Origin of the sequence: Allomuricauda sp. TY007 (assembly GCF_010468565.1) — a bacterium.
Lineage (GTDB): Bacteria > Bacteroidota > Bacteroidia > Flavobacteriales > Flavobacteriaceae > Flagellimonas.
On the sequence record NZ_WUEG01000008.1, the window covers coordinates 86,750 to 104,548 of the forward strand.

The following is a 17,799-nucleotide window of genomic DNA, read 5'->3' on the forward strand; positions in this document are numbered from 1 at the left end:
AAAACTACGCAATTTTTGGGCTTTTCCCACACCCTTACCAAATGGTCCGCCGTAATTTGAGTATTTTTAGATATGCTTTTGAACGTCTCCTACAACGATAAAACAATCACCAAAAAAATTGACGATGCCGTAGGCAAACCCATCCCTATAAAAGAGCGCTTTGCCATGGGCGGGATTGGTTCGCCAAAACTTTTTGTTACCGAAGCTAGCTTGGATATATACAATCTACTCGTTCTTGATAACAGTACTAATAGCTGTAACATTGAAATTCGTCCGAACGGCATCATTGTTCGGTTCCGTGCCCGTTTAGAGACCTACGGGCTTATCATCCCCTACTACAAATTGAACGTGTACAAAGGTGATATCGGAATCTACTCCATTTATATGGATCATTACTTCATCAAAGTAAAGTCGGATACCAAAGCTATTCAGCGATTCTTCCGTAAATTAATGGACCATCGTGCGGATAACCTACCCACCAATTTGGAAGACCTATGAAAATATTGCTGACAGGGGCCAATGGGTACATTGGGATGCGCATATTGCCCAAACTTTTGGATATGGGCCATAGCGTGGTTTGTGCCGTTCGGGATGAAAAACGGCTTTCGGTCGATGCTAAAATCCGCTCAAAAATTGAGGTTATCGAGATTGATTTTTTGGACGACCCCGAAAAGCAACAAGTGCCCAAGGATATTGATGCCGCCTACTACCTCATACATTCCATGACTTCCTCGGTCACCGATTTTGATGAAAAGGAGGCACAAGCTGCTAAAAATTTCAACACCATTTTGGAGAACACCCAATGCCAACAGGTTATCTACCTCAGCGGCATCGTGAACGACAAGGAACTCTCCAAACACCTCAGTTCCAGAAAAAATGTGGAAAAAATTCTTTACAAAGGCCCGTTTGATGTTACAGTGCTACGTACAGGAATCATAGTAGGCTCCGGAAGTTCCTCTTTTGAGATTATTCGTGATCTCTGCGAAAAACTGCCCATAATGATTACCCCTAAATGGGTACTCACCAAAACACAGCCGATTGCCATTCGCGATGTGATTCAGTTCCTTACCGAAGTGTTGGGCAACAAAGAAACTTACGGTCAATCCTTTGACATTGGTGGGCCCGATATTCTTACCTATAAAGATATGCTGCATGGCTATGCCAAAGTGCGTGGGTTTAAAAACTGGATTTTCACGGTTCCTGTGATGACCCCAAAACTATCCTCTTACTGGCTCTATTTTGTGACCTCGACCTCTTACAAATTAGCTACAAACCTGGTGGATAGCATGAAAATGGAGGTTGTGGCCCAAGACAATCGCCTGCAAGAAATGCTGGGAATTGAAACTCACACTTACGAAGAGGCTATCGACTTGGCCTTCAAAAAAATTGAGCAAAACCTCGTCATCAGTAGTTGGAAAGACAGCATTGCCAGCGGACAGATCAAGGAAGACCTCGAAAACTATATCCAAGTACCCAAGTACGGTGTGCTGCGGGACAAAAAATCCATTCGTATTAAGGATGAGGATGCCGTTTTGGAAAATGTTTGGCGTATCGGTGGGGAAAACGGTTGGTATTATGGTAATTGGTTGTGGAAAATCCGTGGGTTTTTGGACAAGCTAGTAGGTGGACCGGGACTACGACGTGGAAGAACCCATCCCGATAAAATTTTTCCTGGTGATGCACTGGATTTTTGGCGAGTGCTTCTGGCCGACAAAAAAAGCAAACGATTGCTGCTTTTTGCCGAAATGAAAACCCCGGGAGAAGCTTGGCTGGAGTTTAAAATTGAGGACGGCGTGCTCTACCAAACCGCTACCTTCCGACCCAAAGGTTTATTGGGACGATTGTATTGGTACTCCGTGCTGCCGTTCCATCTATTCATTTTTGGGAACATGATCCGGAATATTGCAAAAACTGATTAATCTCAATGTTTATTTTTAAACAAATTACTGTCATTCTGAAGAAGCGTAGCGACTGAAGAATCTCCTTTTTAAGCTCAAGTTTCAAGTTCAAGAGCAAAAGATTTCTCGACTGTCCCCTTCGACTGCGCTCAGGGTGACAGCTCGAAATGACGAATCTTCCTAACTCCCAACTCCTAACTCCTAACTCTTGCGCTGTTAAATTACTATTAACCTGTATCGGTCATTCCATAATTCTTCGCACTTTGTCACAAAATTGCCCAAAGTTCGTCTAAACCACAGACAACCTTTCCTCCCCAAAAGGCGTCTTAACATTGAAACCATATCTGTAATTATGTCCGTAAAACAGACCTTATTTCTTGCTTATTTTTCGCTTTTGATAGCACTTTCGATGGCCGCCCAAACCATAAGTTCGCGTTTGGTGGATGCCAAAACCCAAAAAGGAATACCCTATGCCACCATACAATATGGGGAGCACCAAGGAGTAATCACTAATGATGAAGGCCGTTTCAGTTTTGTATTGGAAGAAGGTACTACCCTGCCCGATTCCATCTATGTAACCTCTATGGGGTACGAAAAAAAGGGCTTCACTTTAGAACAAATGCAGGATAGCTTGGTTACTTTGAATGCCAAGGCCATTGAATTGAGCGGTGTTTATGTGTTCGACAAGGAACTGGAGGTAGATGACATCATTGATAAAATGATAGAGAACATTCCCCAAAACGTGAACAAAGCCCCCATAAAACAACGATTTTTCCTTCGGAAATCGGAACTGGCCAATATGCACAAAGTGGATTTTGGGTTCGAAAAATCATCCATCAAAGAACTCAACAAGGAATTGATGGACAGCATTGCCCGATCTATTCCTAAAAATGCATCGCACTATACCGAAAGTTTTGGCGACTTCTATAAAAACAACACCGATTACAAGCTCAACATACTAAAAGCGGCCGACCTCTACGATAAACGCGATGTGAGCTCTTTTGAAGAATTGGCCGAACACATGGAGGATATTTTTGCCGCAAACGTAAAACCAGGTTCTTATCTAAAGATAAAATCGGGGATTTTTAGTGAAAAGATACAAGTGGATTCCATTCTGGACACCATGGACGACGAACGGATGGACCAGGCAAAAAAACTGAAAGCCCAAGTAAAAAAAGACAGTGTTTCGGGCTTGACCGATAGCCAACGTTGGCAGTTCAAGGAACTATTGAGCCAACTGTACTATAAAGAAGATACCAAATTGGATTTGGTGGACAAAAACCGCCGTTACGAGTTTAAACTGGCAGGCTATGCCGATATCGGGGATGCAGGCGTGTATTTGGTCGACTTTTGGCCCAAGCGAAGCAGTGCGGATTTCAAGGGACGTCTCTACATCAATATTGAGGACTTTGCCGTAATGCGGTTGGACTTTGCCAATACCCAACGCCTGCGCAACTTTAGGTTATTGGGCATTACCTATCGTGAAACAGTGTACAAGGGCACCATGCGATTTGCCAAACTGCCCAATGGCAAGTACGACCTACAGTTTATGGAATTGGCCGATGGTAAATATTTTGGTGTGGACCGTCCGCTAAAAGTGGTGGAAAAGAACAAACACGTAAAGGGACGCCGCAAGCAGAACGAACTAAAACTCAACATCGACTTTCGGATGAACATGACCAACAAATGGGAACTCGTGGTCTTCAACCAAGATAACATTGCCGAAAGCGAGTTCAAGTCCTTTAAAGAGGATAAAACGGTGAAGGCCACTTATATGCCACGCTACGATGCGGAGTTTTGGAAAGGCTATACCATTATGGAGCCCAACCAGGCCATTCGGGGGTTTACAGCCGAGGAGGAAGATTAGTTATGAGTTTTGAGTTAAGAGTTCTGAGTTTTTAGTTTTCTTCCGTACCCTTGGGCTTTTACCCTTCATCATCTTGCCATATATGACATGTACCCGTTGACAAAAAATGTATTTCTTGCTTATCATATGGAAAAAGTAGAAATTGTTTGGCAATGGATGGAAGACTGGTACGGTTCTCCTGAGGAACTCGCCAAAGTTTTGGATTTAGCCTTGGAAATGTTGTTTTATTTGGAAGAAGACACGTTTGACCGCAAGGAAGTGCACGAAGTGGTCGCTGCACTTAGGGGGATTGTGGTGGGGTTGAGAAAATGAAATGCGAAGCAGCGATTGAGAAATATCAGTTACCATCAGATTTCTCACATCCGTTCGAAATGACAAAAAGCCAATTCGGGAAAATTTGTGCAATTCGTGTCATAACCAAAACACCAACTGCCTTTTTACACCCCTAAGGTCCCCTCAAGGGGACAATCCGAATGGTTCCGAAAAAAATCAAAGAGGTTTTTATTATCTAAAATGACAAACAAATTGTCATTCCGTGCAATTGCTGAGCAAAGTCGAGATAAAACACGGAATCTAAATCTTCTGGATGGGATGCTGAAACCAGTTCAGCATGACGGTGAAAAGTCATTTCGAAATGAGATGCGAAGCAGCGATTGAGAAATATCAGTTACCATCAGATTTCTCACATCCGTTCGAAATGACGAAAATCCAATTCGGGGAGATTCGTGAAATCCGTGTCAAATAAGGAATAAAGATTTCTCACACTCCTTTCTGTCGGTTCGAAATGACAAAAAGGCTACTTCGTGAAATTCCTTCCCATGGCAGGTCTGTCTTATCAAAATACTCCTTTGCACAACACCTCTCCGGCCTCCTCAAGAGAATAGTTTATGCCTTCGGCAAAAACACTTCCGCCATCATACAGCGGGCGCTCCCACCACCACAGGTCTCAATGGTATCCAAAGGACTGTGGATAATGGAGCAATGCTTTTCAATGGCTTTGATTTGTTCATCGGCCAGACTGTTGTAGGCCTGGGTACTCATCACCATAAAACGTTTATCGTCGGCACCGATTACCTGCAACATGTTCCCTGCAAAATGGCACATTTGCTCTTCGGTAATCCGGATGACTTCCTTGCCGTCCATTTTAATATGGTCCACCACGTTTTTTCGTTCCTTTTTATCATCGATGGAATCCAAACAGATAACGGCAAAGGTTTCCGCCATGGCCATCATTACATTGGTATGGTAAATCGGCAATCGCTCACCTTCGACCGTTTGATTGGCATGAAAAATTACGGGAAAACAATCAAAATCTTCACAAAATTCGATAAACAGGTCTTCGTGGGCACGCTCGGAGAGTGCGCAATACGCTTTTTGGTTTACCCTGTCCAATAGAATACTGCCTGTTCCTTCCAAAAACACCTCTTCCTCTTCTGCGGCTGTATAATCCATAAAATTATTGATCACAAAACCGTTCGCTTCCAAGAGTTCAAAAATATCCTCTCTTCGTTCCTTTCGGCGGTTCTCTGCAAACATGGGATATACGCACACCGTTCCGTTGGCGTGAAAAGAAACCCAATTGTTCGGGAAAATGGAATCCGGGGTATCCTTTTCCATATTGTCATCAATGGTAATCACATTTACACCATGTTCCCGAAGTACCTTTACAAACTGGTCGAATTCTTCTTGTGCCTGTTTATTGATTTCAGCATTTTTTTGATGCGGGTCTTCCTGAAAATAATTGTTAACAGCGGTCTGCTCGTTCATCCTGAAGTTTACGGGACGCACCATAAGAATGGTGTTTGTAATCTGCTTTTTCAATGCTTTGACTGTTTTGGTTATACCTGTGGCAGCAGGAAGTAGGGTTAAAAATTATGCTCTGATCAAAGGCATGGTGCTACATCGCAACAGACCTTCCTGTTTGGCGATTTCGGCATAGGGAATCTCCTCAACGGTGAATCCTTGTTCACGCAGCCAGTTGTTCAATCTTGTAAAATTCCTTTCTGAAACTACGACTTCAGGGGAAATGGAAAATACGTTGCTGAACATTTGATACATTTCTTCCTTATTGATTTCAAAGATATTATCCGGCCCGAAAAAATCCACCAGATATTGGTATTCTTCTTCCACTAGAAATCCATTCTTGTGCAATATAGCCTTATCCTTCCCCACAGGTTGAAAACAGCAATCCAAATGCAATGCATTTTCTTTGGGGTCGATATTTGATTTTCTGAGTTCGAAGGATTTTACGGTTTTATAGGGGAACATACCCCGAATAAATTCCACTGCTTCCCTATTGGTACGTGCCGTGATATAATTTGCGTAGTCTGCGCCCGAATAGGTTCCAATAAAAATATGGTCATTCCAGGGCATTACATCGCCCCCTTCTATATGTACTTCTTCTGGTGGACGAACTATTTTTTTGGGGTCTATTTTATCCAATACATCACGAATGGCCATAAACTCACGCTCCCTATCGGGCAATATATTGGCATGAAACAGTTTGTCCTCTATAACAAAGGCAATATCCCTTGCAAAAATCTGGTTGCAATCCTTAAGTATTTCCGGTCTATAAACATCCACCCCATATTTATGGAACACTTGGGCAAAGCCTTCCATTTCTTTAACCATATCTGCTTCTTTGGGATAAGTTCCCGCCTTAATATGCTCTATGGATTTAGGGTCGTAAGCCTCATCAATAGTAGGTATAGGTCCACTACTTTGGGCCGTTCCCAAAATAACAGCTTTTAATTTACTGGTCTCATCAACAATGTTCAATTCTATCATACATGATTCATTAATGGCCAAAAAAACTGGCCGTAGAAAGTGATAAGGATAATCTTTGGATTACGGTGGCAAATCTAGTGTTTTACTTCAATTTCCTCCATGTTAAATGATAAAATTACCTACTTTATCCAAGGTTTTCCATTGAAGAAACAAAGGAATATAATTTTAAATCAATGATTTGTATATCAAATGATTGAAATGAGAAATAAAATGTAAGAAACTGACTTTCATCAGGTTTTTGTTTGCATTAATCACTACATTTGCAATAAGATTTTTCTTACATATGAAAAAATTGCTATTTACATCGGTTCTGCTGGCTTCAGTTTTTATTACATTGAGCGGGATGAATGCGTTTCAAAAAATGGAAGATATTAATTTTAATTCCAAAGAACAGATGGAATCTGTTTACGCTGTGAAATATGATGATTGTATCACAGAGAGTGATTTTCCTGAGGGTTACCTATCTATAAATCAGGATGCTGACCCAAATTTAGATTGGAATATTATGAAGGTAAACCAATCCATTAACAAGTATCGCAAATCTTTAGAGTCGACTTTAAAGAACTTAAGTACTGTGGATGCACATGATTTTATTCATCAAACATTTCAAAAGGCGAAAAGTTCCATGGAAAATGACAACACTTCTGATATACAGAAACATTATTTTAGAGGTATTATGCGAATATGCTATGACAAAGACAAGGATTTAAATCAAAATAGCGTAACCATATTATAGTTCCCCCACAAAAAAGGGGCGAGATTCGCCCCTTTTTTATTCTTTTCGTCCCAAATCTTATCTTTTTTCCAACGGAACAAAGCTTCTTAGGTTTTCCCCTATATAGACTTGTCTTGGTCTTCCAATGGGTTCTTTTCTAAGTCTCATTTCTCTCCATTGCGCAATCCATCCCGGTAATCTGCCGAGAGCGAACATTACGGTAAACATTTCTGTGGGTATGCCCAAAGCGCGGTAAATAATTCCTGAGTAGAAATCTACATTGGGGTATAGTTTTCTATCCACAAAGTAGCTGTCTTCCAAGGCTTCTTTTTCCAATCCTTTGGCAATGTCCAAAATAGGGTCTTCAATACCTAAGTTGCCCAATACTTCGTCAGCTGATTTTTTAATGATCTTTGCTCTTGGGTCAAAGTTTTTGTAAACACGGTGTCCAAAGCCCATTAATCTGAAAGGATCATTCTTATCCTTGGCCTTGGCCATATATTTTTTTGTATCACCTCCATCGGCTTCAATCGCCTCCAACATTTCCAAAACAGCCTGATTGGCACCTCCGTGCAGTGGTCCCCAAAGCGCGGAAATACCCGCGGAAAGCGAGGCAAAAAGTCCTGCATGTGAGGAACCAACAATACGTACAGTGGATGTAGAACAGTTTTGTTCGTGATCTGCGTGCAAAATCAATAATTTGTCCAAGGCATCAATAGCAATCCTATCTCTCTTATACTCTTGGTTAGGTCTTTTGAACATCATTTTATGAATGTTCTCGACATAACCGAGGCTATCATCACCATAATCCAAAGGAAGCCCTTTTTTCTTGCGCATGGTCCAAGCCACCAATACAGGGAACTTTGCCAATATACGGACAATGGAGTTGTACATAGCCGATTCGGATGACACGTCCACACAGGACGGGTTGAAGGCCACCAATGCACTGGTCAATGAAGATAACACTCCCATTGGGTGTGCCGATTTTGGAAACCCGTCCAAAATCTTTTTCATTTCCTCATCCACCTGCGACTCTTCTTTAATATCGCTATGGAATTTTTCCAACTGTTCTTTGTTTGGCAATTCACCAAAAATCAAAAGATAAGCTACTTCCAAAAAGTCGGCTTTCTCGGCTAAATCTTCAATTGAATACCCTCGATACCTCAAAATCCCCTGCTCACCGTTTAGGAAAGTAATGGCACTTTCACACGATCCGGTATTTTTGTAACCGGGGTCTATAGTCACCATTCCTGTTGAGGACCTCAAGGTTTTAATATCTATGGCCAATTCATCTTCAGTACCTTTGATAACGGGGAATTCATATCTTTTCCCCCCATATTCGAGTATAGCTTTATCCGACATTTTATATTTTAATAGATTAGTAAAAATAGAAAGCGGAAAATACGAAAAACCGCAGCCATTAACAATTTCCAGCCACTATTTGTGTTGATATTAACGCGAAAATGATATAGAAAATTTACTTAATCGAACTTGTAAAGTAGTTTGTAATATTGATCAACGGATTTCTCCCAGGTGAAACGCTTTTTTCTTGCCGCGGCCTGTATTTTTTTCCAGGTTGGTTTATCATTTTCAAACACATCCAGAGCTATATCCAAAGCTTCCAACATGTTTTTTATTTTCTCGTCGTAACTGTCCCCATCAAAGGCAAAACCAGTTTTCATGTGCTCCACCGTATCCTTTAACCCTCCCGTGTGATGGACCAAACAAGGATTGCCGTTTCGCATGGCCAACATTTGGCTAATGCCGCAGGGTTCAAAAAGGCTGGGCATAAAATATAGGTCGGACTCCAGATACATGGAGTCAATCAGCTTTTCCGACTGGCCATTGGTAAAAACAAAGTTCTTGTGTTCGTAGCTCAACTTTCTAAAAAGCTCCTCATACTCCGGTGCTCCGGTTCCCAACAACATAAATATACCATCGACCTTCTCCAATTTTTTCAATATTTCCACAAAGGCTTCGGGCGAGCGCATAAAAAAATAAAACTTTTGCTCGGTTAATCGAGCAACACTGGATGCAATGAATTTTGGTCGCAGCTCCACAAAATCCATGATTTTCTCTCCTGTATGTGCCAAAAAATCGGCTTTGTATTTTTTATCCTCTTGCTGTAGCCACCTGAACAATGCCTTGACCGTATTTCGGTAAATATTACCTTTCTTTTCTTTGTTGATGTTTTTGTAATTGCACCCGTTCAAAATACCAAACAAGCGCCCTTCCTCATCTGCTTTCTGCAAATCTTTTTCCAATCCCTCCCCTCCAATGAATTCGGGCGGGGAACTGGGCAGCAACACATCTTCTTTATAGGATGGTGATACGGTATGTACGGCATCTGCAAAGCGAATCCCCACGGCCATAAGGTTGATACAATCCTGATACCTGTAATCCATCAACTTTTGATAATCCAAGGGTACGTTGGGGAACCAATTTTTTACGGAGGAATAATTATTGTCAAATGGACGTATGCCCTGAATGGCCAGGTTATGGATGCTATAGACTATCCTAATATCCTTAAGGTTGGTATAATCCGGATGATATTCGCGCAGAAACAACAATAGGCTAGAGTGCCAATCATGCAGGTGTACCAAATCCACGTCCCCAAACGCTCCCTGTTTTATAGCTTCTGCCACTGCTGTACAAAATATAAAATACTTAATGGCATCGGTATAGAAAGGTTCCTCTGGATCGTTATGGTATATGTGTGCAATATCCCCGGCCTCAATCTCTGGATGATGCAGTACATAATGGAAAATATTTGGGAACTCCTTTTTAGGTTTCACCTCATATAATTCTGCTGTGTAGCTTAAGCCCCGTAGCGTAAAATTTAAGGTAGTTCTGGGCAATCCTCCATGATGCAGTCTTGAATAGGCCGGGACCACAACATGCACCTTGTCTCCCCGATCCGAAATTTGTCTGGGCACATCCCGAACCACGTCGCCCATACCGCCCGCTTTACAATTTTCCAAAGCATCATTTTCGGCGGCAACAAAAAGAAAGTTATTCATATGGGAGAATTTGAATGGGTGTTTAGTTGAACCCTTAATTTAACCAAACTTTGTTATTGAAACAAAAAAAAGCCTTTCCCATTTGAGAAAGGCTTTTTGTATGCAAAATTATTATTATGCTTATTTTACCTTAAAAGCTTTTTCTTGAGGGTAGTAAGCAATATCGCCCAACTCTTCCTCAATTCTCAATAACTGGTTGTACTTGGCCATACGGTCACTTCTGGAAGCGGAACCTGTTTTGATTTGACCTGTGTTCAATGCCACTGCCAAATCGGCGATGGTATTGTCCTCGGTTTCACCTGACCTGTGAGACATTACAGATGTATAACCAGCATTTTTTGCCATGTTTACAGCTGCTATGGTCTCTGTTAATGTTCCGATTTGATTTACTTTGATCAAAATGGAATTGGCGATGCCGTTCTCTATACCACGGGACAAACGCTCAACGTTTGTTACGAACAAGTCATCCCCAACCAATTGAACTTTGTCACCGATCTTTTCAGTCAAAACTTTCCAACCTTCCCAATCGTTTTCATCCATTCCATCCTCTATGGAAATAATCGGGTATTTTTCACAAAGGTCGGCAAGATACTGAGCTTGCTCCTCAGAAGTACGCACTACGCCTTTACTTCCTTCAAATTTTGTATAATCGTAAGCACCATCTACATAAAATTCTGCCGAAGCACAATCCAATGCAATCATAATCTCGTCGCCCAATTTGTATCCGGCTTTTTCAACGGCCTTTGCAATGGTGTCCAAAGCATCTTCGGTACCACCTTCCAATGTTGGCGCAAAACCACCTTCATCACCTACAGCAGTGCTCAAATTACGATCGTGCAATACTTTCTTAAGGTTATGAAAGATTTCCGTTCCCATTTGCATGGCGTGGCTAAAACCCTTTGCCTTAACCGGCATTACCATAAATTCTTGGAAAGCGATTGGTGCATCGGAGTGCGACCCTCCGTTGATAATGTTCATCATCGGAACTGGAAGCGTATTGGCGCTAACACCACCTACGTATCGGTACAATGACATACCCAACTCATTCGCTGCAGCTTTTGCCACTGCCAATGATACCCCCAAAATGGCGTTGGCCCCCAATTTTGATTTGTTTGGAGTACCGTCCAACTCGATCATGGTTTGATCAATGTGGTTTTGTTCAAAAACCGAAGTTCCAATCAATTCCTCTGCAATAATGGTATTAACGTTTTTCACGGCTTTACCAACTCCTTTGCCCATAAAGGAATCGCCACCATCGCGTAACTCAACGGCTTCATGCTCTCCAGTAGAGGCTCCGGAAGGTACTGCTGCCCTCCCCAAAATTCCATTTTCCGTTACTACATCTACTTCCACTGTTGGATTTCCTCTGGAATCCAATATCTGTCTTGCATGAATGTTGATAATGATGCTCATTTTAATTCAATGTTTTATAGTTGTGATTATTGGCTAAAGATACAAAAGGTAGCGTTTTTAGCTCCATGATATTACTCACAAAACGCACCTAAATACTTAAAAACAAAACTATATCGTTTTAGTTTTTACTGGCCTTGATCAAATCGAAGAACTGGTCGAACAGATAATCTGCATCGTGTGGACCTGGACTTGCCTCTGGGTGATATTGTACCGAGAATACATCCTTGTTCTTCATTTTGATTCCTGCCACGGTCTGATCGTTCAAATGGGTGTGGGTGATCTCCAACTCTGCATTTGCTTCCGTCTCTTCCCTATTCACCGCAAATCCGTGATTTTGAGAGGTGATTTCCCCTTTGCCTGTTACCAGGTTCAAAATAGGGTGGTTGATTCCCCTGTGACCATTGTGCATCTTATAGGTGGAAACACCATTGGCCAAGGCCAATACTTGGTGTCCCAAGCAAATTCCGAACAATGGTTTGTCGGAGGCAATCATTTCTTTGGTGGCTGCAACGGCATCGGTCAACGGTTCCGGGTCACCAGGTCCGTTGGATATAAAATAGCCGTCCGGGTTCCATTCCTTCAATTCATCATAAGAGGTGTTATATGGAAATACTTTGATATACGCTCCTCTTTTGGCCAAGTTTCTCAAGATGTTCTTTTTGATTCCGATATCCAAAGCAGAAATCTTGAATTCAGAATTTTCATCTCCGTAGAAATAGGGCTCTTTTGTGGATACTTTGGATGAAAGTTCCAAGCCTTCCATGCTTGGTACTTTGCTTAACTCTTCTTTCAATTCATCAATGTCGTCCACTTTTGTGGAAATCAATGCATTCATGGCTCCATTGTCTCGTATGTAGCTTACCAAAGCACGGGTATCCACATCGGAAATGGCCAATAGGTTGTTCTTATCCAAGAATTCCAAAAGACTCATTTTGGCATCTGGCCTTGAATATTCATAACTGAAATTTTTACAGATAAGACCTGCAATCTTTACAGAATCGGATTCCACTTCATCTTCGTGGGCACCATAGTTACCAATGTGTGCATTGGTGGTCACCATCAATTGACCGTAGTAAGATGGGTCTGTAAAAATTTCCTGATAGCCAGTCATTCCAGTATTGAAACATACCTCTCCTACTGCGGTACCTTCTCTTCCCCCAACGGCCTTGCCATAAAAAATGGTTCCGTCCGCTAACAAAATCAACGCTTTTTTCTTTGTGTGATACTTCATTTTGTGCTCTAGTTTCAGTTAAGATAAAAAAACATAAAAAAAGGATAAGTTTTCACTTATCCTTTTTCCTAAAATATAATAGTTAATATCATTCTTCTTATTCTTCAGAATCGTCAGTTTTGGTTTCAGCTGCTGGAGCTGGTGTCTCAGCCTTCTTGGCACCACCGCCACCTCTTCTACTTCTTCGGGTCGATTTCTTCTTAGGCTTACCTGCGTTGTATAGCTCGTTGAAATCTACCAACTCGATCATCGCCATGTCTGCGTTATCTCCCAATCGGTTACCCAATTTAATGATTCTTGTGTAACCTCCCGGTCTGTCACCTACTTTTTCGGCAACTGTGCTGAACAATTCTGTTACGGCCTCTTTACTGCGCAAGTTACTAAAAACAACCCTTCTGTTGTGCGTACCTTTCTCGGTAGTCTTGTTGTTCTCAATCTTTGCTTTTGTAATCAAAGGCTCAATAAACTGTTTCAACGCCTTGGCTTTTGCAACCGTGGTGTTGATTCTTTTATGCTCTATTAGGGAACTTCCCATATTGGCCAACATGGCCTTTCTATGGGCAGCTGTTCTACCTAAGTGATTAAACTTCTTTCCGTGTCTCATTGTTCTAAGTTACCATCTTGCTACCAAATCCCAAACAATCAGGAGAGCAAAATATGATTATTAATCTTTATCTAATTTGTATTTGGAAAGGTCCATACCAAATTGCAGGCCTTTGTTGATGACCAATTCTTCCAATTCGGTCAATGATTTTTTACCGAAGTTTCTGAATTTCATCAAATCGTTTTTGTTGAAGGAAACCAAATCTCCCAAAGTATCCACTTCGGCAGCTTTAAGACAGTTCAATGCCCTTACGGACAAGTCCATGTCTACCAATTTGGTTTTCAACAACTGACGCATGTGCAATGATTCCTCATCGTAGGTCTCGGTCTGGGCAATTTCATCAGCCTCAAGGGTGATGCGCTCATCGGAGAACAACATAAAGTGGTGAATCAAAACCTTAGCAGCTTCTGTCAAGGCATCTTTTGGGTGGATGGAACCATCTGTGATGATTTCAAAAACCAATTTTTCATAATCGGTCTTTTGCTCTACCCTATAGTTTTCGATGCTGTATTTTACGTTCTTTACAGGAGTGTAAACAGAATCAACCGCAATGCTACCCAAGGGAGCATTGGATTTTTTGTTTTCTTCTGCAGGAACATAACCACGACCTTTTTCGATAACAATCTCCATGTTGATGCTCACTTTGGGATCCATGTTGCAGATTACCAAATCTGGGTTCAACACTTGATATCCCGAAATAAATTTCTGGAAATCACCAGCGGTCATTTGCTCCTTTCCGCTCACGGAAATTGATACTGTCTCGCTCTCAACATCATCAATCTGTCTTTTGAACCTAACCTGTTTTAGGTTCAGAATAATTTCCGTAACGTCTTCAACAACGCCTGGTATAACAGAAAATTCATGTTCAACTCCATCTATGCGCACAGAAGTGATGGCGAAACCTTCCAAAGAGGAAAGTAAAACCCTTCTCAGCGCATTCCCAACTGTTAATCCATAACCAGGTTCCAAAGGGCGAAATTCAAATTTCCCTTCGAAATCTGTTGAATCGATCATTATAACTTTATCGGGCTTCTGAAAATTAAGTAATGCCATAATTGGATTAATGTTGAATTCTTATTTAGAGTATAATTCGACGATCAGCTGCTCCTTGATGTTCTCAGGGATCTGAAGTCTTTCTGGGACGGCAACAAATGTACCTTCTTTCTTTTCAGAGTTCCATGTAATCCATTCGTAAACACTGCTATTGTTAGCCAACGAGTCTACAATGGATTGTACGGATTTGGATTTTTCCCTAACACCAACAACATCTCCTGCTTTTAGTGAATAGGATGGAATGTTTACTACCTCTCCATTTACGGTAATATGACGGTGCGATACCAATTGGCGTGCCCCTCTCCTTGATGGGGAGATACCCATTCTATAAACCACATTGTCCAATCGGGATTCACACAACTGAAGCAAAATCTCACCGGTTACACCCTCTTTTCTTTTGGCTTCACCAAAAAGATTACGAAATTGTTTCTCCAAAATACCGTAAGTGTATTTTGCTTTTTGCTTCTCCATCAACTGGATTGCATATTCAGACTTTTTACCACGGCGTCTGTTGTTACCGTGTTGTCCTGGAGGGTAATTTTTCTTTTCGAATGACTTATCGTCTCCGAAAATCGCTTCTCCAAACTTTCTAGCGATCTTTGTTTTTGGTCCTGTATATCTTGCCATCTTCTTTTAGTTTGAAAGTGCGATTATGAATTAAGGCTTATCCTTCGATAATCTAACTGCACCTTCGGGTGAAGACCCTTTTTAGGGGGCCGTTAAACAATATAATTGATAATTAAACTCTTCTTCTTTTCGGTGGTCTGCAACCGTTGTGCGGAAGTGGAGTAACATCTACGATCTCTGTTACTTCGATTCCTGAGTTGTGGATGGAACGGATAGCGGATTCCCTACCGTTACCAGGTCCTTTTACGTACACCTTTACTTTTCTCAATCCTGCTTCGTGAGCTACTTTGGCACAATCCTCGGCTGCAATCTGTGCTGCGTAGGGGGTGTTCTTTTTAGAGCCTCGGAATCCCATTTTTCCAGCGGAAGACCATGAAATCACATCACCTTTCTTATTGGTAAGGGAAATAATGATGTTGTTGAAAGATGCAACCACGTGCGCCTCTCCGGTAGCATCTACGACTACTTTGCGCTTTTTAGCTGTTTTAGTACTTGCCTTTGCCATACTACCTACTTATTATTTAGTTGCTTTTTTCTTGTTGGCAACTGTTTTTCTTTTTCCTTTTCTGGTCCTAGAGTTGTTTTTGGTACGTTGACCTCTCAATGGCAATCCAGATCTGTGGCGAATTCCACGGTAACAACCAATGTCCATCAAACGCTTGATGTTCATTGAGGTTTCTGAGCGAAGCTCTCCTTCAATGGTGTAAGCTCCCACTGCTTCCCTAATTTTACCGATTTCATCATCGGTCCAATCGGAAACCTTGGTATCTTCACTTACTTGGGCTGCTGCCAAAATTTCTTGTGCCCTACTTTTACCTATACCGAAGATGTAGGTAAGCGAAATAACGCCACGCTTTTGTTTAGGTATATCTACCCCTGCAATTCTTGCCATAATTACCCTTGTCTTTGTTTAAATCTAGGATTCTTTTTGTTGATTACATACAATCTGCCCTTTCTGCGAACAATCTTGCAGTCGGCACTTCTCTTCTTTATTGATGCTCTTACTTTCATGTAACTAGTATCTATACGTAATTCTTGCTTTTGTTAAATCGTATGGGCTCATTTCCAACTTTACTTTATCACCGGGAAGCAACTTGATATAGTGCATACGCATTTTCCCAGAGATGTGCGCCGTTACCACGTGCCCATTTTCCAATTCTACCCTGAACATTGCATTGGACAATGCTTCAATAATAGTCCCGTCTTGTTCTATTGCTGGCTGCTTTGCCATAAATTATGCTACTTTTCTGTTTTTACCGGTTTTCATTAAGCCGTCGTAATGTCTGTTCAACAAATAAGAATTTACTTGTTGTACAGTATCTATTGCTACACCAACCATAATCAATAGTGATGTACCTCCATAAAACAATGCCCATCCGGCCTGTACATCCATCAACTTTACCACTACTGCCGGCAATACTGCCAACAAGGCCAAAAAGATAGATCCAGGTAATGTAATCAAGGACATTATTTTGTCCAAATAATTTCCTGTTTCCTTTCCAGGACGTATACCTGGTATGAAACCACCGCTTCTCTTCAAATCATCTGCCATTTTGTTCGTTGGCACAGTGATCGCCGTGTAGAAGTAAGTGAATATGATAATCAATACTGCAAATAAGATGTTATAAGCCAATCCGAATATATCGGCGAACTGTACTTCCATCCACTGACCTGCAGCGGTATCATTAAAAGTTCTACCAATCAAACTTGGTGCGAACATAATTGCCTGTGCAAAGATAATGGGCATTACTCCAGATGCATTCAACTTTAGTGGAATGTACTGACGTGCTCCCATTACGTTCTTTTCGTACCCGCCAGAAGCTGTTCTTCTTGCGTACTGAACTGGAATTTGTCTAACTGCCATTGTTAGGTAAACACTGGCCAAGATTACCAAGAACCAAACTATCACCTCGATCAACATGAACATGATACCTCCTGTGTTGTTGGTCGTTCTTGAAACAAATTCTTGTGCAAATGCTTGTGGCAATGTTGCGATGATTCCCACCATAATCAATAGGGAAATACCGTTTCCGATACCCTTGTCGGTGATTTTTTCACCCAACCACATGGCAAATACACATCCTGTTACCAATATGATAACAGCTGGAACGATGAAATCCAAACCTTTACCTAAAACAAATGCACTGTCCGGAACGCCCAAGGCACCAAGACCGTACAAATAGGCAGGGGCTTGAACGATACAGATACCTATTGTTAACCAACGGGTAATCTGATTGATGGTTTTTCTACCGCTCTCCCCCTCTTTTTGCAGTTTTTGCAGGTAAGGAATTGCAATTCCCATCAACTGTACCACAATGGAAGCGGAGATATAGGGCATAATACCCAAGGCGAATACCGAAGCATTCGCGAAAGCACCACCTGTAAAAGCATTCAGAATACCCAAGATACCATTTTCAGTCTGGGTGGATAATTCCGCCAACTGGGCGGTATCAATACCGGGAAGAACAACTTGTGCACCGAATCGGTAGACCAATAATAATCCCAATGTTAGGATAATACGTTGTCTTAGCTCATCTATCTTCCAGATATTTGATATGGTCTCAATAAATTTCTTCATGCTATA

Annotated in this window: 19 protein-coding genes; 5 read left to right on the plus strand and 14 right to left on the minus strand. The window is 41.5% G+C overall.

Going from position 1 to position 17,799, the window contains the following annotated elements:
- Positions 1 to 72: 72 nt before the first annotated feature.
- From GO009_RS10255 to GO009_RS10270, 4 genes are all read left to right on the plus strand, one after another.
- Positions 73 to 498, plus strand: coding sequence for a hypothetical protein (locus GO009_RS10255; RefSeq protein WP_163626123.1), 426 nt, complete (start codon positions 73 to 75; stop codon positions 496 to 498).
- On the plus strand, positions 495 to 1,919 hold the full coding sequence (locus GO009_RS10260; RefSeq protein WP_163626124.1) for an SDR family oxidoreductase: 1,425 nt from the start codon (positions 495 to 497) through the stop codon (positions 1,917 to 1,919). The genes GO009_RS10255 and GO009_RS10260 overlap by 4 nt, the downstream gene beginning before the upstream one ends.
- 331 nt (positions 1,920 to 2,250) lie before the next feature.
- Positions 2,251 to 3,765, plus strand: coding sequence for a carboxypeptidase-like regulatory domain-containing protein (locus GO009_RS10265; RefSeq protein WP_163626125.1), 1,515 nt, complete (start codon positions 2,251 to 2,253; stop codon positions 3,763 to 3,765).
- Positions 3,766 to 3,891: 126 nt separating this feature from the next.
- Positions 3,892 to 4,077 (plus strand): hypothetical protein, encoded by a 186-nt coding sequence (locus tag GO009_RS10270; protein WP_163626060.1) that lies wholly within the window; start codon positions 3,892 to 3,894, stop codon positions 4,075 to 4,077.
- 573 nt (positions 4,078 to 4,650) lie between these two features.
- On the opposite strand, the gene ctlX is transcribed toward GO009_RS10270, so the two are convergent.
- Together ctlX and GO009_RS10280 are read right to left on the minus strand one after the other, a co-directional pair.
- Positions 4,651 to 5,556, minus strand: a complete 906-nt coding sequence (gene ctlX / locus GO009_RS10275) for a citrulline utilization hydrolase CtlX (protein WP_163626226.1) — start codon at positions 5,554 to 5,556, stop codon at positions 4,651 to 4,653.
- 81 nt (positions 5,557 to 5,637) lie between these two features.
- Positions 5,638 to 6,552 carry a dimethylarginine dimethylaminohydrolase family protein gene (locus tag GO009_RS10280; RefSeq protein WP_163626126.1) on the minus strand — a complete coding sequence of 305 codons (915 nt, stop codon included), beginning with the start codon at positions 6,550 to 6,552 and terminating at the stop codon, positions 5,638 to 5,640.
- A 283-nt stretch (positions 6,553 to 6,835) separates the two neighbouring features.
- On the opposite strand from GO009_RS10280, the gene GO009_RS10285 reads away from it, so the two are divergent.
- A complete protein-coding gene (locus GO009_RS10285) occupies positions 6,836 to 7,288 on the plus strand; it encodes a hypothetical protein (protein ID WP_163626127.1) in 453 nt (150 codons plus the stop codon).
- A 57-nt stretch (positions 7,289 to 7,345) separates the two neighbouring features.
- Here the strand turns inward: GO009_RS10285 and GO009_RS10290 are convergent, their stop codons facing one another.
- From GO009_RS10290 to secY, 12 genes are all read right to left on the minus strand, one after another.
- Positions 7,346 to 8,629 carry a citrate synthase gene (locus GO009_RS10290; protein ID WP_163626128.1) on the minus strand — a complete coding sequence of 428 codons (1,284 nt, stop codon included), beginning with the start codon at positions 8,627 to 8,629 and terminating at the stop codon, positions 7,346 to 7,348.
- A gap of 119 nt (positions 8,630 to 8,748) precedes the next feature.
- Complete coding sequence (locus GO009_RS10295; protein ID WP_163626129.1) at positions 8,749 to 10,287, minus strand: glycogen synthase; 1,539 nt, start codon at positions 10,285 to 10,287, stop codon at positions 8,749 to 8,751.
- Between the two features lie 120 nt (positions 10,288 to 10,407).
- Complete coding sequence (gene eno / locus GO009_RS10300) at positions 10,408 to 11,700, minus strand: phosphopyruvate hydratase (protein ID WP_163626130.1); 1,293 nt, start codon at positions 11,698 to 11,700, stop codon at positions 10,408 to 10,410.
- 118 nt (positions 11,701 to 11,818) lie between these two features.
- Entirely contained in the window at positions 11,819 to 12,931 is a 1,113-nt protein-coding gene (gene carA, locus GO009_RS10305) for a glutamine-hydrolyzing carbamoyl-phosphate synthase small subunit (protein ID WP_163626131.1), read from the minus strand.
- A 97-nt stretch (positions 12,932 to 13,028) separates the two neighbouring features.
- A complete protein-coding gene (rplQ, locus tag GO009_RS10310; RefSeq protein ID WP_163626132.1) occupies positions 13,029 to 13,535 on the minus strand; it encodes a 50S ribosomal protein L17 in 507 nt (168 codons plus the stop codon).
- Between the two features lie 60 nt (positions 13,536 to 13,595).
- Positions 13,596 to 14,588, minus strand: a complete 993-nt coding sequence (locus GO009_RS10315) for a DNA-directed RNA polymerase subunit alpha (RefSeq protein ID WP_127023976.1) — start codon at positions 14,586 to 14,588, stop codon at positions 13,596 to 13,598.
- A 21-nt stretch (positions 14,589 to 14,609) separates the two neighbouring features.
- The gene (gene rpsD, locus GO009_RS10320) at positions 14,610 to 15,215 is read right to left on the minus strand and encodes a 30S ribosomal protein S4 (RefSeq protein ID WP_163626133.1); all 606 of its coding nucleotides are present in this window, start codon (positions 15,213 to 15,215) and stop codon (positions 14,610 to 14,612) included.
- A 112-nt stretch (positions 15,216 to 15,327) separates the two neighbouring features.
- Entirely contained in the window at positions 15,328 to 15,720 is a 393-nt protein-coding gene (gene rpsK / locus GO009_RS10325; protein ID WP_127138702.1) for a 30S ribosomal protein S11, read from the minus strand.
- Positions 15,721 to 15,732: 12 nt separating this feature from the next.
- Positions 15,733 to 16,107: a 30S ribosomal protein S13 gene (gene rpsM, locus GO009_RS10330; RefSeq protein ID WP_014031990.1), complete on the minus strand. Its 375-nt coding sequence runs from the start codon at positions 16,105 to 16,107 to the stop codon at positions 15,733 to 15,735.
- Positions 16,108 to 16,109: 2 nt separating this feature from the next.
- Positions 16,110 to 16,226 (minus strand): type B 50S ribosomal protein L36, encoded by a 117-nt coding sequence (gene ykgO, locus GO009_RS10335; protein ID WP_010519235.1) that lies wholly within the window; start codon positions 16,224 to 16,226, stop codon positions 16,110 to 16,112.
- Between the two features lie 4 nt (positions 16,227 to 16,230).
- Positions 16,231 to 16,446, minus strand: coding sequence for a translation initiation factor IF-1 (infA, locus tag GO009_RS10340; protein ID WP_014031991.1), 216 nt, complete (start codon positions 16,444 to 16,446; stop codon positions 16,231 to 16,233).
- A gap of 3 nt (positions 16,447 to 16,449) precedes the next feature.
- Positions 16,450 to 17,793, minus strand: a complete 1,344-nt coding sequence (gene secY, locus GO009_RS10345; protein ID WP_163626134.1) for a preprotein translocase subunit SecY — start codon at positions 17,791 to 17,793, stop codon at positions 16,450 to 16,452.
- Between the last annotated feature and the right edge of the window lie 6 nt (positions 17,794 to 17,799).